The sequence below is a fragment of the Mucilaginibacter sp. P4_D1 genome (assembly GCF_056401935.1).
This window is the reverse complement of record NZ_JBFUIJ010000002.1, coordinates 173,159-197,020: the sequence shown is the minus strand read 5'-3', so window position 1 is coordinate 197,020 and position 23,862 is coordinate 173,159. Positions and strand designations below refer to the sequence as shown.

26 protein-coding genes are annotated in these 23,862 nt (G+C 43.5%); 11 read left to right on the top strand and 15 right to left on the bottom strand.

Annotation, left to right across the window (positions count from 1 at the left end; genetic code table 11):
- Positions 1–12 precede the first annotated feature (12 nt).
- From thrC to AC1DV1_RS02670, 3 genes are all read left to right on the top strand, one after another.
- Complete coding sequence (gene thrC / locus AC1DV1_RS02680; protein ID WP_477354850.1) at positions 13–1,323, top strand: threonine synthase; 1,311 nt, start codon at positions 13–15, stop codon at positions 1,321–1,323.
- A gap of 145 nt (positions 1,324–1,468) precedes the next feature.
- Positions 1,469–1,825 (top strand): hypothetical protein, encoded by a 357-nt coding sequence (locus AC1DV1_RS02675; RefSeq protein WP_477354847.1) that lies wholly within the window; start codon positions 1,469–1,471, stop codon positions 1,823–1,825.
- Entirely contained in the window at positions 1,822–2,427 is a 606-nt protein-coding gene (locus tag AC1DV1_RS02670) for an HAD family hydrolase (protein WP_477354844.1), read from the top strand. The genes AC1DV1_RS02675 and AC1DV1_RS02670 overlap by 4 nt, the downstream gene beginning before the upstream one ends.
- Before the next feature lie 6 nt (positions 2,428–2,433).
- On the opposite strand, the gene AC1DV1_RS02665 is transcribed toward AC1DV1_RS02670, so the two are convergent.
- The 5 genes from AC1DV1_RS02665 to bshA all read right to left on the bottom strand — a co-directional run bounded on the left by AC1DV1_RS02665 (position 2,434) and on the right by bshA (position 8,103).
- The gene (locus AC1DV1_RS02665) at positions 2,434–2,973 is read right to left on the bottom strand and encodes a dihydrofolate reductase family protein (protein WP_477354841.1); all 540 of its coding nucleotides are present in this window, start codon (positions 2,971–2,973) and stop codon (positions 2,434–2,436) included.
- Positions 2,974–2,990: 17 nt separating this feature from the next.
- Positions 2,991–4,376 (bottom strand): LutB/LldF family L-lactate oxidation iron-sulfur protein, encoded by a 1,386-nt coding sequence (locus AC1DV1_RS02660; RefSeq protein WP_477354838.1) that lies wholly within the window; start codon positions 4,374–4,376, stop codon positions 2,991–2,993.
- A 192-nt stretch (positions 4,377–4,568) separates the two neighbouring features.
- Positions 4,569–6,116 carry a M28 family peptidase gene (locus AC1DV1_RS02655; protein ID WP_477354835.1) on the bottom strand — a complete coding sequence of 516 codons (1,548 nt, stop codon included), beginning with the start codon at positions 6,114–6,116 and terminating at the stop codon, positions 4,569–4,571.
- Positions 6,117–6,264: 148 nt separating this feature from the next.
- Positions 6,265–6,699 carry a ribose 5-phosphate isomerase B gene (gene rpiB / locus AC1DV1_RS02650; RefSeq protein ID WP_477354832.1) on the bottom strand — a complete coding sequence of 145 codons (435 nt, stop codon included), beginning with the start codon at positions 6,697–6,699 and terminating at the stop codon, positions 6,265–6,267.
- Positions 6,700–6,960: 261 nt separating this feature from the next.
- Complete coding sequence (gene bshA, locus AC1DV1_RS02645; protein ID WP_477354829.1) at positions 6,961–8,103, bottom strand: N-acetyl-alpha-D-glucosaminyl L-malate synthase BshA; 1,143 nt, start codon at positions 8,101–8,103, stop codon at positions 6,961–6,963.
- A gap of 122 nt (positions 8,104–8,225) precedes the next feature.
- On the opposite strand from bshA, the gene AC1DV1_RS02640 reads away from it, so the two are divergent.
- Positions 8,226–8,648, top strand: a complete 423-nt coding sequence (locus AC1DV1_RS02640; protein ID WP_477354826.1) for a VOC family protein — start codon at positions 8,226–8,228, stop codon at positions 8,646–8,648.
- Between the two features lie 196 nt (positions 8,649–8,844).
- Here AC1DV1_RS02640 and AC1DV1_RS02635 read toward each other — a convergent pair whose 3' ends face one another.
- The gene (locus AC1DV1_RS02635) at positions 8,845–9,093 is read right to left on the bottom strand and encodes a hypothetical protein (protein WP_477354823.1); all 249 of its coding nucleotides are present in this window, start codon (positions 9,091–9,093) and stop codon (positions 8,845–8,847) included.
- Positions 9,094–9,128: 35 nt separating this feature from the next.
- The gene (locus AC1DV1_RS02630; protein ID WP_477354820.1) at positions 9,129–9,686 is read right to left on the bottom strand and encodes a hypothetical protein; all 558 of its coding nucleotides are present in this window, start codon (positions 9,684–9,686) and stop codon (positions 9,129–9,131) included.
- A 139-nt stretch (positions 9,687–9,825) separates the two neighbouring features.
- Here AC1DV1_RS02630 and AC1DV1_RS02625 point away from each other — a divergent pair, with 139 nt between their 5' ends.
- Positions 9,826–11,523 carry a carboxypeptidase-like regulatory domain-containing protein gene (locus AC1DV1_RS02625; protein WP_477354817.1) on the top strand — a complete coding sequence of 566 codons (1,698 nt, stop codon included), beginning with the start codon at positions 9,826–9,828 and terminating at the stop codon, positions 11,521–11,523.
- Positions 11,524–11,556: 33 nt separating this feature from the next.
- On the opposite strand, the gene AC1DV1_RS02620 is transcribed toward AC1DV1_RS02625, so the two are convergent.
- From AC1DV1_RS02620 to AC1DV1_RS02600, 5 genes are all read right to left on the bottom strand, one after another.
- Positions 11,557–11,940 carry a VOC family protein gene (locus AC1DV1_RS02620; protein WP_477354814.1) on the bottom strand — a complete coding sequence of 128 codons (384 nt, stop codon included), beginning with the start codon at positions 11,938–11,940 and terminating at the stop codon, positions 11,557–11,559.
- Positions 11,941–12,036: 96 nt separating this feature from the next.
- Positions 12,037–12,840, bottom strand: coding sequence for a helix-turn-helix domain-containing protein (locus tag AC1DV1_RS02615; RefSeq protein WP_477354811.1), 804 nt, complete (start codon positions 12,838–12,840; stop codon positions 12,037–12,039).
- Positions 12,841–13,218: 378 nt separating this feature from the next.
- Positions 13,219–14,100 carry a hypothetical protein gene (locus AC1DV1_RS02610; protein ID WP_477354808.1) on the bottom strand — a complete coding sequence of 294 codons (882 nt, stop codon included), beginning with the start codon at positions 14,098–14,100 and terminating at the stop codon, positions 13,219–13,221.
- A 158-nt stretch (positions 14,101–14,258) separates the two neighbouring features.
- Positions 14,259–15,887, bottom strand: coding sequence for a M56 family metallopeptidase (locus AC1DV1_RS02605; RefSeq protein ID WP_477354805.1), 1,629 nt, complete (start codon positions 15,885–15,887; stop codon positions 14,259–14,261).
- A 15-nt stretch (positions 15,888–15,902) separates the two neighbouring features.
- The gene (locus AC1DV1_RS02600) at positions 15,903–16,295 is read right to left on the bottom strand and encodes a BlaI/MecI/CopY family transcriptional regulator (protein WP_477354802.1); all 393 of its coding nucleotides are present in this window, start codon (positions 16,293–16,295) and stop codon (positions 15,903–15,905) included.
- 156 nt (positions 16,296–16,451) lie between these two features.
- Between AC1DV1_RS02600 and AC1DV1_RS02595 the strand changes: the two genes are divergently transcribed.
- Positions 16,452–16,685, top strand: a complete 234-nt coding sequence (locus tag AC1DV1_RS02595) for a hypothetical protein (protein ID WP_477354799.1) — start codon at positions 16,452–16,454, stop codon at positions 16,683–16,685.
- An 88-nt stretch (positions 16,686–16,773) separates the two neighbouring features.
- Here AC1DV1_RS02595 and pyk read toward each other — a convergent pair whose 3' ends face one another.
- Both pyk and AC1DV1_RS02585 read right to left on the bottom strand, forming a co-directional pair.
- On the bottom strand, positions 16,774–18,210 hold the full coding sequence (pyk, locus tag AC1DV1_RS02590) for a pyruvate kinase (RefSeq protein WP_477354796.1): 1,437 nt from the start codon (positions 18,208–18,210) through the stop codon (positions 16,774–16,776).
- Between the two features lie 66 nt (positions 18,211–18,276).
- Positions 18,277–18,702, bottom strand: a complete 426-nt coding sequence (locus AC1DV1_RS02585) for an IPExxxVDY family protein (protein WP_477354793.1) — start codon at positions 18,700–18,702, stop codon at positions 18,277–18,279.
- Between the two features lie 147 nt (positions 18,703–18,849).
- On the opposite strand from AC1DV1_RS02585, the gene AC1DV1_RS02580 reads away from it, so the two are divergent.
- The 3 genes from AC1DV1_RS02580 to rnc are packed head-to-tail and all read left to right on the top strand — an operon-like array spanning position 18,850 to position 21,095.
- Positions 18,850–19,086 carry an acyl carrier protein gene (locus tag AC1DV1_RS02580; protein WP_031266521.1) on the top strand — a complete coding sequence of 79 codons (237 nt, stop codon included), beginning with the start codon at positions 18,850–18,852 and terminating at the stop codon, positions 19,084–19,086.
- Positions 19,087–19,105: 19 nt separating this feature from the next.
- Positions 19,106–20,359 carry a beta-ketoacyl-ACP synthase II gene (gene fabF, locus AC1DV1_RS02575; protein ID WP_477354790.1) on the top strand — a complete coding sequence of 418 codons (1,254 nt, stop codon included), beginning with the start codon at positions 19,106–19,108 and terminating at the stop codon, positions 20,357–20,359.
- A gap of 10 nt (positions 20,360–20,369) precedes the next feature.
- On the top strand, positions 20,370–21,095 hold the full coding sequence (gene rnc / locus AC1DV1_RS02570) for a ribonuclease III (RefSeq protein ID WP_147054753.1): 726 nt from the start codon (positions 20,370–20,372) through the stop codon (positions 21,093–21,095).
- A gap of 128 nt (positions 21,096–21,223) precedes the next feature.
- On the opposite strand, the gene AC1DV1_RS02565 is transcribed toward rnc, so the two are convergent.
- Entirely contained in the window at positions 21,224–22,000 is a 777-nt protein-coding gene (locus AC1DV1_RS02565) for a hypothetical protein (RefSeq protein WP_477354787.1), read from the bottom strand.
- A 244-nt stretch (positions 22,001–22,244) separates the two neighbouring features.
- Between AC1DV1_RS02565 and AC1DV1_RS02560 the strand changes: the two genes are divergently transcribed.
- Together AC1DV1_RS02560 and gmk are read left to right on the top strand one after the other, a co-directional pair.
- Complete coding sequence (locus AC1DV1_RS02560) at positions 22,245–23,120, top strand: YicC/YloC family endoribonuclease (RefSeq protein WP_477354784.1); 876 nt, start codon at positions 22,245–22,247, stop codon at positions 23,118–23,120.
- Between the two features lie 78 nt (positions 23,121–23,198).
- Positions 23,199–23,774, top strand: coding sequence for a guanylate kinase (gene gmk / locus AC1DV1_RS02555; RefSeq protein ID WP_477354781.1), 576 nt, complete (start codon positions 23,199–23,201; stop codon positions 23,772–23,774).
- Positions 23,775–23,862 lie beyond the last annotated feature (88 nt).

The following is a 23,862-nucleotide window of genomic DNA, read 5'->3' as shown; positions in this document are numbered from 1 at the left end:
TCCAAAATTAAAATGAAACTCTACAGTACCAATAACATCCAATCAGAAGTATCTTTTAAAGACGCGGTTTTTAACAGTATGCCGCAGGATAAAGGTTTATATATGCCTATCAGCATCCCGCGTTTGAGGGATGATTTTATAAATAACCTGGACAAGTATACCCTGCCCGAAATTGCCTTTGAAGTTGCTAAAAATCTTTTAGGCGATGCGATGCCGGTTGATGATTTGAAAGCTTTGATAGATGACGCTATTAACTTTGATGCGCCGGTTGTAAAGCTGGATGATCATGTGCATGTGCTGGAACTTTTCCACGGCCCATCTTTGGCGTTTAAAGATTTTGGCGCCCGGTTCATGAGCCGTGTAATGAGTTACTTTTTAGAAGAAGGCGAAAAACAACTGGATGTATTAGTCGCTACAAGCGGGGATACCGGCGGTGCCGTTGCCCTGGGCTTTTTAGGCGTTCCAAATACAAGGGTTACTATCCTTTATCCCAAGGGCAAAGTAAGCGGTGTGCAGGAACAACAATTAACCACAAACGGACAAAATATTCGCGCCCTTGAAGTTGATGGTACGTTTGATGATTGCCAGGCTTTGGTTAAACAAGCGTTTACCGATGCCGAACTGAACGAAAAATTCCGCCTGACATCGGCCAACTCTATTAACATCGCGCGTTTGGTGCCGCAAACCTTTTACTACTTTAACGCCTACGCACAGTTGTTAAGGCAGGGTGTTAAAAAGGTAATCTTCTCGGTACCAAGCGGAAACTTTGGTAATATAGGCGCTGGTTTATTAGCCTGGAAAATGGGTTTGCCTGTCGAAAAGTTTATTGCAGCTACAAATGCTAATGATACTGTTCCCGAATTTTTAAAAACAGGCATTTATCAGCCAAAACCATCTGTGGCAACCTTGTCAAACGCCATGGATGTGGGTAACCCAAGCAATTGGGTACGCATTGCCGATCTGTTTAAAACAGATATGGATGAGCTGAAGAAATTGGTGATTGGCTTCACTTACAACGATGATGAAACCGTAAAAGCCATCAATTGGGTATTTGATACCTATAATTACGTGGTTTGCCCGCATACGGCTATTGCCTGGCAGGCCTTAACTGATTTTCAGCACGATAATGCCAGTGCAGATACCGCAGGCGTATTTTTATCAACCGCTCATCCGTGTAAATTCCCCGATGTGTTTAGCGCCGAAATAACCGCTAAAATTGATGTGCCCGCGCAGGTAAAAGAACTGGAATCAAAAACCAAACTGGCCATTGCGATAAGTAAAGACTTCGAAGATTTTAAAGGCTATCTGCTGAACGCTAAATAATAAGCGCTTAGACTTCCGAAGTTTTAAAACGGCGAAGCCCTCAACGGGGCCAAACCAATATTATCGAGTTAAACTTCGGAAGTCTGGTTATTCATTCGTCAATTTTGCTATTCGTAGTTATATTTGATCTGTGAAAATTATTTCAATGCGCAACAAAAAAAACATCATTCTTTTTTGTTTAATTACGCTGTCGTTTGCGGCCTGTAAAAGCCATTCTAAATTTAACCCGGACGACTGGAACGAGGGCGACGGCCTTACATTTAGCTATCGCGATGGCATGGTGGACGATTTACTGCAAAACCAAAAACTCAAAGGGCTAAAATATCAACAGGTAATTCACCTGCTACACCGCCCACAGCAAAGCAGCAAGACTGAGATGCTTTACGAAATTTTGGAGATAAGAAAGCCTGGAAAACCACTATACGTTAAACAACTTATCCTATCCCTTAAAGATTCTGTGGTAACCGACGCAAAAATTTACGAGCATACTAATAAGAAATGATCAATACCATCATATTCGACCTTGGCGCAGTTTTGATAGACTGGAACCCGCATTACGTTTACAAAACAATATTTGACGACGAGCAGGAAATGCACAATTTCCTCGCCAATGTTTGCACTTCCGACTGGAACGAAGAACAAGATGCCGGCAGGTCGTTACAAGAGGGTACCGATTTGCTGGTAGCCCGGTTTCCGGAGCACGAGGCCAATATCAGGGCGTTTTATGGCCGGTGGATAGAAATGCTGGGCGAACCTTTTCAGGGAACCGTCGAGATTTTTAAACAGTTAAAGGAGCATAATAAATATAAGATCTACGCGCTCACCAATTGGTCGGCAGAAACATTTCCTTTTGCACAGGCACGTTTTGATTTTCTAAGCTGGTTTGATGGCGTAGTAGTATCTGGTACCGAAAAAATGCGTAAGCCGGCGCCAGAGTTTTTCCAGATCCTGCTCGACAGATATAACGTTAACCCCGCCGAAGCCTTGTTTATTGACGACAATTACCGCAATGTTTTGGCATCAGAAAAAATGGGTATCAAAACCATTCATTTTAAATCGGCCGACGAATTAGCGGAAGAACTGAAGGCGTTGGGTGTTTTGTAATCGATTTTAAAAATCAATCATATCCATATCAAATTGCGGCTTAAAGGTGTAGCGCAACTGCACCAGGCCGCTCGAAAAGGTTTCGCAACCCAAGAACATCAGGTCGGTACGGCCTTTAACATCAAACAGTTGCTTGCCAGCGCCCAGTATCACCGGGTGTACAGATAGTAAAAACTCGTTAATTTGCTTTTTGGCCACAAATGCGGCCACCAGCTCGGCGCCGCCAAACAGCCAGATGTTTCCTCCCGGCTGATGCCTTATCTCATCAACACGACGGTCAAAATCTGCCGACTGAATGATTTCTGCATTGCCTGTTACCGAGGTTAGCGTATCGGTAAACACGTACATTTTAAGCGCCGCAAACAGCCCCGGATCAGTATCAATAAACATTTCATAACTTTTGCGGCCCAGGAATATGGCGTCGGCTTGGTTCAAAAATTCCGTCATCCCATAATCCTGATCGGCAAAACACCAGTCGTACTCGCCGTTTGAGCCCTCAATGTAGCCATCAAGGCTCATGGCCAGGTTTAAAATTACTTTTCGCATGGTAGATGGATTTATGATTATTCTTCGCCCTGGTGTTTTTCCTGCCATTGCCTGGTGAACGATTTTTCGGCAATTTCGGGCATTTCTCTTAAATGGCCCCAGGTGTTTTTAAAGAAAAAACGAAGGAAGAAGTTTTTCATTTTGCCGCCAAAAAAATCTGTAAGACTGCGTTTCAGCATTCCTTTTTTCCAGATGGCCCAGCCCCAGCGCTCTTTGGTGGTTATCAGGCCCTCGTTAACCGCGTCGCGGCGGTTAAGCAACAGCATTTTGTGAATGTCTATCTTAATCGGGCAAACCTCGGTGCAACGGCCGCAGAGGCTTGATGCGTAGCTTAGGTGTTTAAATTCCTCCATGCCATCGGTATGCGGCGTTATAATAGCGCCAATAGGGCCGCTGTAAGTAGTATTGTAAGTGTGGCCACCAACATTCTGGTAAACCGGGCATACATTAAGGCAGGCCCCGCACCGGATGCAATACAAGCCCTGGCGTTGCTCTTTTTGAGCCAGCAGGTTGGTGCGGCCGTTATCAAGCAGTACCACGTACATTTCTTCGGGCCCATCGGTTTCATTAGGCTGGCGCGGGCCGCTTAATATGGTATTGTAAACAGTAAGGTTTTGCCCGGTGCCGTGCGTTGAGAGCATTGGCCAAAATAGGTCAAGATCGGTTATGGAGGGGATAACTTTTTCTATACCCACCACCGCGATGTGAATCTTGGGGAAGGTGGTGCACAAGCGGGCATTTCCCTCATTTTCGCTGATGGCTACACTGCCCGTATCGGCCAGCAGGAAGTTGGCGCCGGTTATGCCAACATCGGCCTGCAGGTATTTGTCCCGTAATAATTCCCGTGCTTTTAGGGTTAGCTCCTCGGCTGTGGCATCTAAAGGAGTGCCGAAATGCTGATTGAATAGTTTGGCAATATCCTCCTTGCTCAGGTGCATTGCCGGGGTAACAATATGGTAAGGTGCTTGCCCTAATAGCTGCACAATGTATTCGCCAAGGTCGGTTTCTAATGACTCGATATGGTTATCTTTCAAAAATTCATTCAGATGAATTTCTTCAGTTACCATCGATTTGGATTTTACAACCGTTTTGGCTTTCGCTTTTTGAATGATGTTCAGGATTTCGCGGTTGGCTTCTTCGGCATCATTGGCCCAGATAACTTTGCCGCCCCTGCGCTGGAAATTGGCTTCAAACTCGGGCAAAAACTTGTCCAGGTTTTCCATCACCTTCCACTTGATCACATGGCCTTTTTTCTTGGCATTATCCAGATTTGCTATGCGCGATATGCCGCTTGCTGCAGCCGCGTTGTACTTATCAATACTGTTATTGATAATACGGCGGTGGTCCGCATCAAATACCTTCTCCTCTGATGCAACCAAAAATTCCTCGGCAGTGCTTCCCATATATGCGAATTTAGGGATTTTAGTGGGAAGTTGATTAGGTTAGTGGTTGATTAGGTGGGTGGTTGATTGGATTAATTTAGAAATAGTCAGTTTATAAACAAAACGAGGCGTAATTTGCGCCTCGTTTTGTTCCGGATATTGGTTTTCAACCTAATCAACAACTCACCTAATCAACCATTTCCCCAATACCAACTATTTCGCTCCATCAACCACCGGTTTTTTATCACGATTGGCTAACTCCCAACCTGTGTAAAATACCAATTGCGCGCGTTTTGCCAGTAACGGGAAGTTGATTTTGCTTACTTCATCGCCTGGCTGATGATAATCGGCATGTACGCCGTTGAAGTAGAAAATAATGGGCACGCCATGTTTTGCAAAGTTGTAATGATCGCTGCGGTAGTAAAAACGGTTAGGATCATTAGGATCATCATATTTATAGTCCAGCTTCAAATGGGTATAAGTATTGTTTGCGTTTTCGCCAATATCATGCAAGTCCTTGCTTAGCATAGCCGAGCCGATAGGGTATACATAGTTGGCAGAATCTGGTTTGCCAATGTACTCTTCTCCTACGCGGCCAATCATGTCAATATTTAAATCGGTAATGGTATTAGCCAACGGATAAATAGGATGGTCGGTATAGTATTCAGAGCCCAAAAGACCTTTTTCTTCGCCTACGTTACCTAAAAACAAAATGCTGCGGCGCGGGCCGTGACCTTGCTTTTTTGCTTTAGAAAATGCCCTGGCAATTTCAAGGATACCTGTAGTGCCCGATCCGTCATCATCGGCACCGTTATTTACTTTGTCTTTAGCTTTAGGGTCAGCCTCTAACCCGATATGGTCATAGTGGGCCGAAAACACCAACACTTCGTCTTTTAAATCGGTGCCTGGCATAAAGCCAACAACATCAACAGCTTTAACATCAGTACGGTCATTTGAAAAATTGGCTGTAAAATCGGCTTTTGCTGTTACAACAGGTGTAGTAGCGGCGGCGGCTTTTAAATCGCTGTAGGTTTTTCCGGTTGATTTTACCAGCTCATCAGCAATTGCTGTAGTTACATGAAAAACAGGTACGCCAGTGTTGGCTTTGGCAGCATCTTCTTTAATAGTTAAACGCGGGCTTGCAATACTTCTGCCGAAACGTTTAAGTAAAGCAGTTAAATCGCCGTTGGCGGCCAAAATAATTGCAGGTTTTTTGCTTTGCAGGTTGGCAAATACTTTTAAACGCGCGGTGGTCATGCGAACGGCCACATTTGGTGTTTTACCTTCTTCGGGTTTGTCCTCGTTTATCCACAATACAACCTTGCCCGCAATATCAGTTGATCCTATTTCGCTTTCGGTGCCGAAGCCTACAAATACAACTTCGCTGCCGCTTACATTTTTATCGGGCACTGTGCCGTTAGGTATAAAATCCTGCCCTAAAACAAATGGTTTTCCATTAACAGTAAAGGCCGATACTTTTAACGCGCTTTGTACAAGTGGTACGTTAAAGAAGTACGATCCGTTTACCGGGGCCTGCAGCCCTAATTTTTTAAATTCGCCGGCTATGTAGTTTGCGGCCTTTTCAGCTCCGGGCTTACCGGTTTCCCGGCCCTCAAATTCGTCAGACGCCAGGATGCTTAAGTGTTTTTTGGCATCCTTGGCCGTAATCAGCTTCCCGTACTTCATGGCAGTAGGGTTTTGCTGCGCACAGGCATTAACCGCTATTGCAGCAGAAAATGCCAGTAATGTTACTTTTTTCATGTATGGTAATTAATTAAGTCAGTTTCTTTTTAGTATCAAGTATCAAGTAGCAAGACCGCTGCAAGTGATTTATCCGTCAGCGTAAGAAATTTTCTACCTTTCGCCTTTTACCTTTACCCTTTCGCCTGATTTACCCTTTCACCTAAAATCAGCAGGAAATTTTACCTGTCCTGGTGGCGTGGCGGCCGCCTTCAAATTCGGTGGCAAAAAAGGCCTGCACTATTTTTTTAGCTTCGTCGATGCTGATGAATCGTGCCGGGATACATACAATATTGGCGTTGTTATGGCTGCGGGCCAATACGGCCAGCTCTTCGTTCCAGCAAATGGCAGCGCGGATGCCCTGGTGTTTATTGGCGGTAATGGCTACGCCGTTGGCGCTGCCGCAAACCAGGATGCCCAAATCGCACTCACCACTTTCAACTGCTGATGCTACAGGGTGTGCAAAATCGGGGTAGTCAACGGAGGTATTGGAATAGGTACCGAAATCTTTTAACTGGTAGGCCGGGATATCGGCCGATAAAGCTTGTTTATAATCAAAACCGGCATGATCGGCGCCAATGGCAATTTTAAGCCCTTCTTTCATTGATATTGAATAATTAGTAGTTTTTGCAAAGGTGCAATAAATGTGCAAATTTCAAATATGCCGATGTGCAGATTATTTGAGGGATGTGAGATTGTTACAAAGCTGCGTTAAATGTGCAGATATGCAGATTTAAGGTGTGCAGATTAACTTTATTGGGGCTGAGCCGTTTTGGATGTAGACCGGTATACCCAGGTGCTATAATTGCGCAATAGCGGTGCAGTTTTAAAGCCCTCTCCTTTGGAGAGGGTTGGGTGAGGCTCTTTACACCACCTTATCTTTGCAGCGTTCTACCACTTCTATGTAGTAGTTTTCATAAAGCGGGAGTATGGTGGCCAGGTCGAATTGTTTGGCACGGGCAAGGGCGTTGTTTTTAAAGGTTTCCAGGCGGGCTTCATCTTCCAGGATGTATATCGCTCTTTCGGCCATGCCATCCACGTCACCTACATTGTTCAGGTAGCCGGTTTCGCCGTCAACATTCAGCTCCGGTAAACCGCCGGCGTTACTGCTGATAACCGGCACCTTGCATGCCATGGCCTCCAGCGCTGCCAAACCAAAACTCTCAGATTGTGATGGCATCAGGAATAAATCTGCTACCGACAAGATCTCCTCGATGGCATCCTGCTTGCCCAAAAAACGCACGTTATCGGTAACGCCAAGATCGCGGCATAACTGCTCGCAGCCCGAGCGCTCGGGGCCATCGCCCACCATTAATAATTTTGAAGGGATGGATTTAATCACCTGGGCAAATATCTTCACCACATCTTCGGTACGTTTTACCTTGCGGAAGTTGGAGGTATGCACCAGTATCTTTTCGCCAAATGGAGCTATCGCTTTTTTGAAGTGGTCCTTTGCTTTTAGGCTGAAACGGGTAAGGTCAATAAAGTTGGGGATTACCTTAATATCGTTTTCGATATCGAAAAATTTATAAGTGTCTGATCGCAGATTTTCGGATACCGCGGTTACGCCATCTGATTTATTGATAGAGAAGGTAACTACCGGTTTAAATGTGCGGTCTTTACCAACCAACGTGATATCGGTACCATGCAGGGTGGTAACTACGGGGATATAGATGCCATAAGTGGCCAGTATTTGTTTGGCCATAAACGCTGCCGAAGCATGTGGTATAGCGTAATGCACATGCAATACATCTAATTGCTCGTGGCGTACCACGTCAACCAAACGGCTGGCCAGGGCCAGTTCATAAGGCGGGAAATCAAACAGCGGGTAATTGCTTACCGATACCTCGTGGTAAAAAAGGTTTTCAGAAAAAAGGTCTAACCGTGCAGGCTGGTTATAAGTAACAAAATGTACCTGGTGACCGCGGTTTGCAAGGGCTTTACCAAGTTCGGTAGCAACAACCCCGCTTCCGCCAAAGGTTGGGTAACATACGATTCCAATTTTCATCTATGATTGATTTCGATGCAAGTTTAACAGCAATTTATGGCAAATGTGTTAACACTGTGTAAAATGATTTAACTTCGTTAAGTAACTTTTACCTATTATAAAACATAAAGCAGCTACCTGTTATGAGCAATGCTATTAATTTAAAAATCAACGCCATACAGCACATTGGTGTGCCCGTAACCAACCTGGAAGCCTCGCAGCTTTTTTATAGCCGCCTTGGCTTCGGCAATGTAATGGAAGCGCCGTTTACCGATAACGACGGCACAGGCACCTGTGTGATGATGCAAAGCGGTAATATCATCATGGAGCTATACCAGCTACCCGATGCGGGCCTGCCGGAAATCCGGTCAAGAAACAACGGACACATAGATCATGTAGCGTTTGATGTAAGCGATATCGACGAAGCCTTTAGGGAGATAACCGAAGCCGGTTTTAACGTAATTGAGCCCGAACCGGTGTTCCTGCAGTTCTGGGAAAAGGGCTGTAAATATTTTAACATCACCGGACCCGATGGGGAAAGGCTGGAGTTTAACCAGGTGCTGTAAGATTTGATGGGGGAGAAGCGTGAGAGCGAAGACTCACCCGGGCATTGCTTCGCTCGCCATTCCTCTCTTCTGCTGCGCAGGAAAGAGGGGCTTGAATGTGGGTTAGTTGTATAGTAATGCCCAAAGCAGCACCTGGTTTTCAAAGCCCAGTTCCAACGAAGCTGAAGAGCGGGTAAGTCATAGCCTGTGTTTAAATTCAGTCCATATATTTTTCAAATACATTTTCGCCTTTATGGTATACGTTATAATGGCTTTTATCATCAAGGATAGAAATTCCTACTGCTCCATTAAGTTCCCAGACATTTAAAACTATGCTTTCAGCGCAGGCGTTGGTTTCAATAGTGATATTTTCATTTACCGGAAGCTGAAATTCGAAGCATTCAGGCTCATGAACTATGGTTATTTCGGATGATGTATTATTTGATAGCTCAAATGTTGTTGTCATTGCTGTATTGTTTTCACTAATATAACAACAATCCCTCACCTGATATAAATCTCGCCTGGTTTACCTGGATTGCTGTGGGGCGCTTCGCCTTTTCGGGAACCGGGCGGTATGGTCCAAACGTTAATAACGTTATTGAGCAGCTTATTTTGCTGGTCCTTTTTTATCACGTTAATCTCGTTGATATCTGCAGTAGCTACCCGTAAGTTTTTATTATCGACAAAAAAACCATCGACCGCAAAATCAACCTCGCCCTTCATATTTAGCCAAAGTTTAATGTCGTTTAACGACTTAGCTTCTACCTTCACACTATCATTAAGTACAAATATAATAACCCCATATTTATCCAGGTTTTTATATTGGGCCAAATCGGGCACATTGCCTTTTAAAACGTTTATCGCTTTAATGTTGCTAACATTAATGGAACAGCCGCCACCAATAATATCCGAGTTGATGATGTACAACGGCACTTTTTGCCGCGCATCTGGCAACTGCTTGTATGGGCTATCGGATTGCGCCATAGCAACGCAAGTAATTGAGCATAGCAATATAGCTGCAATTGCTTTTTTAAAACGGAAATGAAGAAACGGGATCATGTTATAAATTTAATTTTTATTAATGATGCTATAGCTTATTACTTTCCATAAATAATACTTACCTTTTAGGTTAAATAGGCTTATCGCTCCCTGCATCCGACCGGTAAGGCTTATTTGTTATACCAAAACCCCAAACACAATGATGAAAAAAGTATCTGGATGCTTTTTATTGCTCATATTTTGCTGCTCGGTAGCGCTGGCACAGGTAGTTACGTTAAATGGTAAGGTTGCCGATGCCAAAACCGGGCAGGGCATACCAGGGGCTACCATTAAAATGGGCAATTACGGTACATCCACCAATGCCGATGGCGAGTTTGTGCTGGTTGCAAAAAAAGAGGTAGCCGTGCAGTTTGGTATTAATGTTACCTGCATTGGTTACCAGCAACAGCAGCGGCCCTTTAAGCCGGATGTCCCCTATAACATTCAACTAATACCTGCTACCCGCCAGATGGCCGAGGTGGTAATTGCAAATAGCGAAAGCATTGTACACCGGGCTATCCGCAAAATTTCGCAAAACTACCCGGATAAAAGTATCATTATCAACGGCGATATACAGATGATACACGAAGCCCGCGACAGTGTAGCCTACCAGTACTTTTACCATAATAATGCCCAGGTTAAAATGTACTATCCGCCTTATACCGATAACAGCCGCCCCAATGTAATGCTGGTGCACAAGAAAGATACATTAGCAGCAAATCCAAACTCTGACCTGAATGTGCATTGGCTGGCCGGCTATACCGATGCCGTAACCCGCGATTATGTACACAGCCGTATGGATGTACTCGATATCAAATCCAAAGATTATCAATACACCCTGAATGGCAAAGATTGGATAAATGGCCACCGCGTGTTTGTAATTAATTTTTATGGCACCAAAAATAAGGGCAATGGTGGTACTTTATACATTGATACCGCTACCTATGCCTTTGTGCGTATAGCCGTTACCAAATACCACGTTACCCACACTATATTTATTCCCATTGATAAAAATACCGGAATCACCGATTACCGGCAACTGGGGCATAAATGGTATCTTGATGGGGTAAAGGAAATCAGTATTACCCGTCACGGCAAGTTCGACCTGAATACGGTGATCGACTATCAGTCAACAAGTATCGATACCGGCGGGGTAAAGCGCCTGCCTTACCCCAGCATCATCCCCGAATTTTCGGAAGATATAAAAGTGAGCAATCCTGCAAAGCCGTCGGCTGATGGTCCCGGGCAAATGATTATTACCAAAGCAGATACAGGTTTTACCAGTATAGCCACGCCATTGGTTGATACCACCGGCACAAAACAAAAGCGTAAAAATGTACTGACGGTAATTGTTAACTATATGATTGATGATAACGTCCGTTATATCCTCGGCATTAATAAGCTGCCGCTTAGCCTGTCGGGTTATCAGCCGGTATTATCAAAAAGTGTTAGCGGCATCAGTGTTTATGGGTTTAACATTAATACACAGTTCCGGCTATACCATGAATTGTTTTTCTTGTTCGACGGGCAGTTTAATTCCGGTATCGGCGGCATAAAAAACTACGAGTCGGACTATGATCTCACCTACAACTTTATTCTCAATAAGGCTGGCCATCCCATCATGTTATCACCCATGTTCGGCTTTTCAAAAATCAAACTCAGCAGCCACAAAACCGACTACTATACCCAGCAAAGCTGGCTGTACGGTCTTAACCTCACTTTTGAACTAAGCCCCCGCATAGGTTATTTTATCAATGCCAAACACTACGATGCGTTTTACACGCACAACACGGGCTTGCTGCTAAACAACCAACAGTTGGGTTTAGCAACAGGATTTATATTTAAGCTGAAGTTGTAAGGACACTTATCTGTATCACGTTAATTCTGTAGCCTATATTACATTGTTCACCCACCAGGTATTCCCAAACGGATCTTTAACCCCTGCGCTGCGCCCGTAAGGCTGGTTGGCCGGTGGTATAATGTTTTCGGCTCCGTTATCAAGGGCTTTATGGTAGGTTTCGTCGCAGCTATCTACATAAATGAACATGCCGGCATTTTGCTGGGTATAGGTATCGGTGCAGCCGGCAAACATAATGGTGCTGCCTTTAATGTTAAGCTCGGCATGCATTATGGTGTTTTCATCGCGCATGGCTTTGTATTGTTCGGTAGCGCCAAATACGTTTTTCATAAACTCAATAAATTTATCGCCATTGGGTATTACCAGGTAAGGCATAATGCGCTGGTAGTTTTCGGGGATGTTTTTTTCAGGTTCCATTTTGGTTTGTTTTTAAACAAAAGTAAAATGTGGCGAGCAATCAAAATTGTAAAAACCAGACATTATTCCATTTGGGAACGATAATGTTTTATGATTTCAACCAATGCTGATAAAACCCTCGGCCTTACCAGAAAAGTAAAAGCCGGGATGGTAGCCGGTAAACGCTTTTACATCATGTATAAAATGCGATTGGTCGTAATAGCCGCAATCCATCGCAATTTGTGTAAGGGTTTTGCTGCTGTCATATTGTTGAATGGCATTATGCAGGCGCACCACGCGCAGGTAGGTTTTGGGACTAAAGCCCGCGTATTCTTTAAACCGCCTGTCAAATTGCCTTACCGATAGGTTATAAGTATCGGCCAGTTGGGCAACCGTTTGGTTTTGATTGGCATGGATAACCTGCCTTATGGAAGTGATAACCCTATCGTCCCGGCTCGCGCTGCCCCGGAGCAGCTTTATTAAATAGGCTGATAAGATATTGGCCCGTTGCTGGTTATTTGGGGCAAGCATGATCTGCTCTTCCAGCAACCGGCCTGAATTTCCTAAAAAGGTATCATAATCTAAAGCCAGGTTACTGGTTTTGCTGCTTGGAATATTAAATAACAAGGGCACCGCGAAAGGATAAAGATACGCGCCAAAAATGCCAAAGCTTTGTGTGGTTATAAACCGCCGGTACCTGGTACTTTGAAACTGAATGCCCGACGGCCCGCCGTTTTCGATCCCTTTATTGGTTAATTCATCAAATGTCGACTGGTAATGAAAAACCATTTCGGTGCAACTGTCCGCAATAGAACGGTAAACATACTCCGGTTCGCCCACTGTTAGCTCATGCTCCAGCACCCAGTAAAACCTCACATAAGGTTTCAATATTTCGGGTGGAGCAATGGTATAATACTTCATTTGAGAACCGGCTATTTGGAATGGTGGTTTATTAACTTAAAATTAGGGTTTATTTTTGAATTTGCAGCGCTTAACATTAAGGGGTTCAACCGGGGCAAACGCATATAAACATGGTTAACATAACTTAACACATTTCAGAAATTTAATTTATAAGTGCCTGATAAACAATATGTTGATTTTTTTCATGGTTAACACTAAAATTGAGGTTTTGCACAATTCAGGCACGTCGAATGTTTATGCTTATGGTTAAAACAGGTGCTGAACAATATGCCCTAAACGCGCATTAACAGTAAGGGGCCCGTGTGCTCGCAGGCCCCTGGAAAAGAAATGTCATTTGCAAACATCTGAAGGCTATAACCTGCTCATCAATAGTCCGGCTCAATGACTAATATGCAGCCCGTTATAAGTATGCACTCCCGATTGATTGCCGTAGCTAAAGTTGCTTACAGTAAATCGTTTGTATTTTTCTTTGTACTTATTTAAAATCGCTTCGGGTTGTTTTTTGCCGTTAACCGTCATCTCATCGGCGTTCAGCGTTAAATCATGAACGCTATTTTCGTTAGCCACAATATTATCGCTCACCAAATTGGCTATTAATTGCTTCACCAGTTGCTGGTCTGCTTTGGCCTGTGCCTGGTCTTTTTTAGCCTGTATCTGGTCAAGCCGGGCTTGTTGCTGGTCTTTCATGGCCTGCTCCTGATCTTTTTTTGCCTGCTCCTGGTCGCGGGCGGCGTTTTCCTGGTCGTGCCGGGCCTGCACTTGCTCATTTGCGGCATTTTCCTGGTCGCGCTTAGCTTGCTCCTGATCACGTTTAGCCTGTTCCTGGTCACGCGCGGCCTGCTGTTGGTCGCGTTTGGCTTGCTCCTGGTCTTTCAGGGCTTGTTGCTGGTCTTTTTTAGCCTGCACCTGGTCGCGGGCGGCCTGTGCCTGATCCTTTTTGGCCTGAATTTTATCCAGCCTGATCTGCTCCCTTATTTTGCTGATTATTGTGCTGTATTCGCCCCATTTGGCGGCAGGTATTTTTTCGCCATCTACATAAAGTTCTGTCAGTTTCCCGGCTATCAGTTCTGCCTTATAAACGGTGCCATTCCAGTTGGTTTTAAATTCTTCTACCTGTTTGCCGTTGCGGTTTACTACCTGGTCGTAATTACTGTATTTGTAATCTTCGTTGCTTAGCTTTTCTTTTTTTTGTGCGTAAGCTGTAGTTGTAAAGGCAATGGCGGCTATAAGCATGCCATGTTTTAAATAGTTTGTTTTCATTTTGTTTTTGACGATTTGTGGGTTTAAAAAAAGGCAATACAATTCCGGCCCGCCTTGCGGCAAGTTTTAAAAAATGCATAACCTGTTGGGTTTTAAAAATGCTAAGCCTGCAGCAAGGGGCGCGCTTTCCCTTTGCTAACTGCCATTAGCGGGTATATTTATAACTGTACACTTACATTTGGTTTCTTTACGGCTTGTTGGTCTTTAAACGCTTGCTCCTGGTCTTTACGGGCCTGTGCCTGGTCTTTACGGGCCTGCTCCTGGTCTCTTTGGGCTTGTTGCTGATCTATCAAAGCCTGCTGCTGATCGCGTTTGGCCTGCTCCTGGTCGCGTGCGGCCTGTTGCTGGTCTTTGCGGGCCTGTTCCTGATCGCGTTTTGCCTGTTCAGTCGTTTCTGCTTGCCGCGGTTTAATCGGGGTATCATGGCTGTTTAGTAATTCGCGGTCGGCAATCACTTTTTCTGCATCAGCGGCCATTCGCGCGGCATCTTTTTTTAATTTTTCCTGCATTTCGGCGGCCGGAGGAGGTTGCGGTCGGTCAACCGGTTTCATTTCGGCAGGTGCTTTTGGCATAGGCAAACTTGGCGGTTCGGCAAAAGACTGCTGATGTTTTGGCCGCGTGGCAGCTGTTTTTGTTTGATGGCTTAGCGCTGTGCCATCGTTTAACTTAACAGACGCTGTAACTTTATGATTAAACGAATTGCGGTGTACAACATCCGTTTTGGCCATGTGCCGGGTTATTTCCCTTACCTGGCTAATGGCAGCCGTTGCCACCATTGACGATAATATGATAATGCCAGCCAGGAAGAAAATTTTTTCGGATGTGCCGATACCCTTATTTTGATTTTGAAGTATCCGGCTGATGCGTTGCAGCAATTGATTTTTTTTGCCGGGAAAGGCCACCTGGTATGCCGTGCCATACAAAGAATACTCTTTAAAGCTGATGAGCGCCTGCACAAACTCGCGTTTGTTTTGTGTTTGAGCCAGGGCTATATCATCGCAACAATTTTCGCGCTCGTCGCGCAGCAGCGAAGAAATCCACAGGAGGCCGGGATTGAAAAAGAAAACGGTTTCTACCAGCACCTGTATAAAATTAACAACGTAGTCATTACGCCTGATGTGGGCCAGTTCATGCAGCAGCACAGCTTCAACCTGGCCGGCTGGTAAACCGGCAAGCAAACCTACAGGTATTAATACGATGGGTTTTAAATGCCCTACTACCAAAGGCACTTTTACATAGCCCGACTCAAAAAGCTGTACAGCTTTTGTTAATTGCAACTTTTGGCAAAGCGCAGTTACCTTTTGTTGCCAGTATTGGGCAGGCGCCGATATATACCTGCGCCTGGCCTGGTGGATGTAAAGTACCGACCGCATCATTTTTATAGCCCTAAACACAAACAAAGTAAACCACAGCAATACCACCACCGGGGCATTGGCCGTAAAGTAGTTGGCACAGGTTTGTGTAAATGCTTTTATACCTGCGGCATTTAAATTAAAAAATTGTGCGGCATTATAGCCTACAGCGCCTGCAAGCGGCTTTGCAGCGGGTTGCAACGCATTGCTGTTCCATATCCATATAAACGTAAGCGTGCATGAACCGGCAAACAATAAAAACTGTAAAAACACCAGGTTATACCTTACCGCCGCGCTTGCTTTGCGGGCCAGCATTAAGCTTATAACGGCCAGCACAGCAATTAACAAGCCCTGCCATAATGAGTGGATAAGCATCCAGCTAAAGGCCTGTATCAGGCGGCCGGCAGTATCGGTGGTTGTGCTAAGTAGCGGCATAATTTGGGTAATTAATTATTTAGCTTTATCAAAATTGTTCAGTAGCTCCTTTATTTTTTGCAATTCTTTATCAGATGTTTTATCGCTGCCCAATAAAGCAACCATCAGGTTACTTGCCGATCCATCGTACATCGAATCAACAAAGCGGCCCAGCATGTTTACCTTAACTTTGCCTTCTTCAAGCGTGGCGCGGTATATATGCTTCATATTGGTTTCGTCGCGGTCAAGCATGCCTTTTTCTTTCATTACCTGCATCAGCTTCAGGGTTGAGGTATAAATTACAGCGTCTTTTTGCTCGTTAAGCTTATCATGCACAAAACGCACGGTTGATGGTCCGTGGTTCCAAAGTACCTGTAGTACATCCATTTCGGTTTTGGTGGGTATCGTTTGGTTGGTTGTATCTTTCATGTTAAATCAAAGGTATGTATTTAAAACGTACGTTGCAATGATTAGGATGGATTTATTTTTTTTCTTAAATTGGGTTTTTAAAGGCACCTACAAACCAATGATTTAAACAAACAAAGCGCCGGTTTTGAATGTTTAAATCATCAATCACTTACATCTATGAAAAAATTCGACATAAAATATGCCGTAAAAGGCAAGCAGTTTGATCTGAATATCCGCGCCAAATCCGACTCGGTGATCAAAGGGGTTTATTATTCGCTTTATATGCATGGGGTTTGGATAGCCAATATTTATAAAACAGGTATGGAGCAATACAAAGCACTGTCATATACCAGTGCCTTTCATCAGCATGAACTGGAAGCGATAGGGCAGCAGATTGACCTGGTTAATTAAAGCAGGAGCGTAGTTTAAATCCTATAAAAAACAAAAGCGGGTAATGCATAAACACTACCCGCCCTCATTGTAATATTACACTTTATTATTATTCAATAACGCTTACTTTAAGCATATTGGTTTTGCCTTGTTTAATAATTGGCACGGCTGCTGTGTTAATAACTACATCGCCGGCTTTAATAAGCTCTGCACTTTTAAGTATGTTGTTTACATCGCTGATGGTATCATCTGTACTTTCCAGTTTATCGTAATAAAAAGAACGTACACCCCAAACCAGGCTAAGCGCGTTAAGCAATTGCTTGTTTGATGTAAATATGTAGGTACTTGCCTTAGGCCTGTGGCTTGATATTTCAAAAGCGGTATAGCCAGAAGTAGTCATAGATACTATGCCTACCGCATCGGTACGTTGTGCCAGGTGCACTGCCGACTCGCAAAGGGCGTTGCTCAGGTAATTTACAGCAGAGGCGTCAACTTTTTCTTGTTTTGATGAATTAAAGGGATAGCCCAGTTCTTCTACATTGCGTACAATTTTGGCCATGGTTTCAATAACAATAACCGGGAACTCGCCAACAGATGTTTCGCCGCTTAGCATAACTGCATCGGCGCCATCCAATACGGAGTTGGCCACGTCATTAACTTCGGCGCGGGTTGGGCGCGGGGTGGTTATCATTGATTCCAGCATCTGGGTAGCAACAATTACCGGTTTTGAAGCCGCGCGACATTTGCGGGCAATCATTTTTTGCAGCAATGGTACTTCTTCCAAAGGCATTTCAACACCCAAATCGCCACGGGCAACCATTACGCCATCAGTAGCTGCAATAATTTCGTCTATATTATCAATAGCTTCAGGTTTTTCTACTTTAGCAATAACCTTGGCAGCCTTACCGCTTTTGGCAATAATTTCTTTAAGTTCGATAATATCCTGGCCGGTACGTACAAATGATAAACCAATCCACTCTACATCATATTTTAATGCAAATTGCAGGTTAATCAAATCCTCTTCGGTTAAGCTGGGGATAGATACTTTGGTGTTTGGCAGGTTAACACCTTTACGCGATGTTAATATACCACCGTGTACTACCTCGCACATTACTGTATCAACCCTGTTTGTTTCAATTACCCTTAACTGTAGTTTACCATCGTCCAATAAAATAATTTCATCGGCCTGTACATCTTGTGGGAAGGTATCGTAAGTGATATAAATCTGCTCGTCATTACCAATACATTCCTGGGTAGTAATTTTTATTTGGGTACCGTTTACTAAGTGGATGCCGCCATCTTTTACTAATCCAATACGAATTTTAGGGCCTTGCAAATCGGCAAGGATGCCAACATTGGTTTTGTATTCTGCATTAATTTCCCTGATAGTATCAATAACTCCTTTATGATCTTCGGGGCGTCCATGCGAAAAGTTAAGGCGGCAAACGTTTACACCAGCCTTTATCATCGCTAATAAAACTTCTTTTTTAGCTGATGCCGGGCCCATGGTGGCAACAATCTTAGTACGGTTATAGTATAATTTCATATTAATCGGGTTAAACTGGCTTTGTATTCACATTAGGTGTGATACCAACACTTTTAAAATTTTGCGCTAAAATAACAGATTTTCCCGTGATTTTATTTTTTTCGGATCAATCTTTACTGCGGCAACAATTTCGGGTATTTTATTTAGGGTCGATATCAGGTTATCAAGGTCGGTATCATCAATATAATTACGCACCATTAAAAAATAATCGGCGCTCTTCATTTCGGGCACTAAATAGCCCTCAGAGCCTTTATTGCCTATAAAATAAAAATCAGTTTCGGTGGTTTCCCAGTTATAATGGTATTTTGAGAACAAAACGGGTTCGCTTCCGGGGTGAATATCAACAGACAGATCTTCAGTTTTAATAAAATTAAAATTTAAAAATTTGTTGATAAGATAACATACACGGTAATCTTTTAACGAAGAAGTTACCGCAATAAGCACAAAATCAAAATCGATCTCAAACTTTAAAAATTTCCTGTTCAAAATCATTACTTTTACCGCATCAAAAATACAAATCCAAACCGCTTCAATAAAATTTTGTTATCGAATTATATTGTAAAAGTTTTAGATTTGATTATTGACAGAATTTATTTTTCTTTGCACTGAATTTTTATTAATCATTAAACTATAAAGACTATGTCTGATATCGCTTCAAGAGTAAAAGCTATTATCGTAGAAAAACTGGGTGTTGACGAAAGTGAAGTTACACCAGAAGCGAGTTTCACCAACGACCTTGGTGCCGACTCGTTAGACACCGTGGAATTAATCATGGAGTTTGAAAAAGAATTTAACGTGGCTATTCCTGACGATCAGGCTGAAACTATCGGTACTGTAGGTCAGGCTGTTGCTTACCTTGAAAAAAACGTTAAATAAGACTCCCTAACTGGATTAAATGGAGTTCAAAAGAGTTGTAGTAACCGGGCTTGGAGCACTTACTCCAATTGGTAATACCGTTTCTGAATATTGGAATGGCTTAATCAATGGGGTAAGTGGCGCTGCCTTTATTAAAAGTTTTGATACCACACATTTCAAAACTAAGTTCGCATGTGAAGTAAAGGGCTTTGATGCGGATGGTTTTTTGGGTCGTAAAGATGCCCGTAAATTAGATCCGTTTGTTCAATACGCACTTTTCTCCACAGAAGAGGCAGTGAAAGACGCGGGTTTAGATTTCTCGAAACTGGATACCAGCCGCATAGGTGTTATCTGGGGATCGGGCATTGGCGGTTTAAAAACGTTTTTGGATGAAGTTGTAAACTTTGCCAAAGGCGATGGCACCCCACGTTTTAACCCATTTTTTATTCCTAAAATGATAGCGGATATAGCCCCTGGCCATATCTCGATCAAATATGGTTTGCGCGGTCCAAACTTTTCAACAGTTTCTGCCTGTGCTTCATCAAACAATTCGCTTATTGATTCTTTTAACTATATCCGTTTGGGTAAAGCTAATATGTTCATCAGCGGCGGTTCTGAAGCAATCATTAACGAAGCTGGTATCGGTGGTTTTAACGCCATGCATGCATTATCAACCCGTAACGATGATCCGTCAACGGCATCGCGTCCGTTTGATTTGGATAGGGATGGTTTTGTTGCCGGCGAAGGCGCGGGTACCATAATTTTAGAAGAGCTGGAGCATGCAAAGGCCCGTGGCGCAAAAATTTATGCCGAAATGATGGGTGGCGGAATGAGCGCTGATGCTTATCACATGACAGCACCACACCCGGATGGGCTTGGCGCGGCACTGGTAATGCGGTCGGCACTGGAAGACGCAAACTTAACCCCCGCAGATATCGACTATGTGAATGTTCACGGAACATCCACCCCAATAGGCGATCCGCAGGAAATTAAAGCGATACAGGATGTTTTTGGCGATGATATTTACCGTATAAATATCAGCTCAACCAAATCAATGACAGGCCACCTTTTGGGTGCTGCCGGCGCGGTTGAAGCTATTGCCTCTATATTGGCTTTACAGAATGGTATAATACCCCCTACTATTAACCATTTTACCGATGATCCATCATTTGATCCTAAAATTAATTTCACCTTTAATACTGCTCAAAAAAGGGATATTAATATAGTACAAAGCAATGGATTTGGTTTCGGCGGCCATAATGCTTCTGTGATATTCAAGAAATACGTAGATTAATTGTGGTTTAATGCCTATCAGCCGGTTATACAAGCTTTATATATCGCCCAATAGAAAATACGTTAAGGTTTTAAATAATTTGCTCGGTTTCGTGCCGGGCAATTTGTCTTTATACCGTTTGGCATTCAGGCATAAGTCTGTTGCCCAAAACGTAAAAAAAGGGGTAAAAAACAGTAACGAGCGATTGGAGTTCCTGGGCGATGCCGTTTTAGGCAGCGTAGTGGCCGAAGTGCTTTTTAAACTGTACCCTTATGAGGATGAAGGGTTTTTAACCGAGCTGCGATCAAAAATTGTGAGCCGCAACAACCTGAATGCCCTTGGCCGCAAGCTTGGCTTTGATAAATTAATTGAGTACGATAGCCGCATGCTAAACTCCAGCAGGCAGGGCTCATTACTTGGCGATGCTTTTGAAGCACTCATTGGCGCCGTTTATTTGGATAAGGGGTATGATTTTACCAAAAGCTTTTTGATAAACCACATCATCAAATCGCATATAGATATTCATAAACTGGAGCAAACCGAAACCAACTTTAAGAGTAAATTAATTGAGTGGTGCCAGCGCCATGGCCGCGATATTACTTTTGAGCTGGTAACCAACCAGGAAGGCGAAAATACCAAGCTATTTACTGTACAGGCCCTGGTTGATGGCGAAATAACAGGCTCGGGCAAAGAATTCAGTAAAAAGAATGCCGAGAAGCTTGCCGCCGAAAAAGCCTGCGAAACGTTAGGCATTTAACAATACTGTCGTGTCAACGATAAATTGATGGATTGTCTTTAGCCCAAAGTCTTAAGTTCTAAGTCGAAAAAGAAAAAATTCAACTTTAGACTTACGACTTATACTGGCGACTTAACACTACATCTTTCTTAGTGTTGCCCCGGCTTTGATAGCTTGGTTGAATCTGATTTAATGAACGTTGGAGAATTCAACAGTTCCAGCTTCTCTTTTTCCCCGCTGTTTTTGTAATAGTCGTATGATTTTTGGATGTGACTAATCAGGTCGTAATCATTCCAGCCTTTCAATTCGTCGAAAGTTGGCGTATAATAATTCATGAAGCGTTGCGCTTCGGTATCTGATTGCACTTTGGTAACCTGTTTTACAAAATTGATATTATACCGCCGGTTCACTTCTGCCTGCTCAATCTCGCCTTTTGAGAATTGTGCAAAGCGTTTGGCCCTGTTTGGCGTTTGGCCAAAAAGCTCATAAATTCCTGTTAGCGGGTTGGTTATAAATGATGTTACAGGTGGCTTGCCAGCGTAAAAAGTGCCCTGTTTGCGGTAATCGCCCATAATTTCATTAACCTCCTGGCGCTTGGTTTGACCCGTGATTTTTACTTCGGCCAATACAATCTGGGGCTGCAGGTAAACAGGCATATCGCTGTTATTCAGTACCTCTATCTTTTGCGGTGTAAATTTTTCTTTCGAAAACAGCAATGTGTCGCCAACCGAAACTTTCACTGTAAACCAACCAAGGTCATCGCTCATGAGCGTGACATTGGTTTTTAAGTTTTTGATCATTACCTGACCAACACGTTCGGGCGTGCTTTTTTTTGATATCACCCCTTTTAGGGTAAATTCCTGTGCTGATGCATTTAAAACAAAGCAAAAGCAAACGAGTAACTGCAGGGTAAAACGAATGCGCATTAGTACAAATAAGAACGTAAATATATACAGAGTATTTTACACCAAGTGTGAAAAAGTGTTAAAGGAGGAAGTTGGGAAGTCCGAAAGTCGGGAAGTAAAAGAGTCTGATGGTCAATCAAACAATTCCTTAGCATCAGATTTCCCACTCCTCATCTCAACTTTTCTATCTTTCGGACTTCCCGACTTTCGGACTTCCTGACTTTCCCGACTTTCGGACTTTGACAACAAAACCCTATCTTTGCACATGATAAAATCCATGACAGGGTATGGAATTGCCAGTTTTGATTCGGGTAATACTAAATACACCGTTGAAATTAAATCCCTGAACAGTAAATTTCTTGAACTTTCGCTTCGTTTGCCTAAAATTTTCTCTGAAAAGGAATTTCAGCTGCGTAACGATTGCAGTAAACTGATTGAGCGTGGTAAGGTAAACTTATCTATCAATGTAGAGCAGGTTAACGCCTCTGTAAGAGCGGCCGGTATTGATAAAGTGTTGCTTAAGCACTATTATCAGCAACTTAAAGATGTTAGTGTTGAGCTTAACGAGCCCGCCGCCAACCTGATGCAACTTGCCTTAGGCTTGCCCGAAGTTGTTAAATACGATGAGGAGACGGTATCTGAAGATGAGTGGAAACAGGTTGAAAAAACCTTTCAGCAGGCCATGGCCGCTTTTCAGCAATTCAGGGCCGATGAAGGCAACGTGTTGGAGAATGATGTAAAGTACCGTATTGGCATCATCCTAAAAAACCTGGAACTGGTTGAACTGGAAGACCCTAAACGAGTGCCGCTGATTCGCGAAAGGCTGAATACTTTCCTGGCCGAGGTTGCCAATCGTGAAGCCATCGACCAAAACCGTTTTGAGCAGGAGCTTATTTATTACATAGATAAGCTGGATATAACCGAAGAAAAGATCCGCCTTAAAACCCACTGCGAGTATTTTATTGAAACCCTTAAAAATGCTGATGCCAATGGCAAAAAGCTCGGCTTTATTTCGCAGGAGATAGGCAGGGAAATAAATACCCTTGGCTCAAAAGCCAACGATGCCAATATTCAGAAACTTGTGGTAGGCATGAAGGAAGAATTGGAAAAAATTAAAGAACAACTGTTAAACGTATTATAGTCATTAGTCACTGGTCATTAGTCATTTGTGCTTAGCGCATTAAAAACTAATGACCAATGACAACTGACCAATGACAAGATGGAAGGTAAACTCATCATATTTTCTGCACCATCGGGTGCTGGTAAAACTACAATAGTACACCACCTGTTAAGTATAATTCCCGAGCTGGAGTTTTCCATTTCGGCAACTACCCGCCAGGCCCGCGGCGATGAGGAAGATGGCAAAGATTATTACTTTATTAGCCTGGCCGAGTTTACACACCGTATTGCCAAAAAGCAATTTGTTGAATTTGAAGAAGTTTACACCGGGACATTTTACGGCACCTTGCGCGCCGAAATTGAGCGCATCTGGGCAAAAGGCAAAACAGTAATTTTTGATATCGACGTGGAAGGCGGCCTTCACCTGAAACGTAAATACGATGGGCAGGCATTGGCTATCTTCGTTCAGCCCCCTTCGTTGGAGGTTTTAATAGAACGTTTAACCGGCCGGGGTACAGATAGCGAAGAAAAATTGAAAGAACGCTTTGCCAAAGCCGAAAAAGAACTAAAATACGCGCCCCAGTTTGATATTATCCTCAAAAATTACGATCTTGAAACGGCTTGCAAAGAAGCGCAGGAATTGGTGAGGAACTTTATTAGCCCCCCGGCCCCCTAAAGGGGGAGTGCTAAATTCAATTTGGCCAGGGCTTACAGATTAATAACAAAACTTTAATTTATTTCCCCTTTAGGGGGTTAGGGGGCAC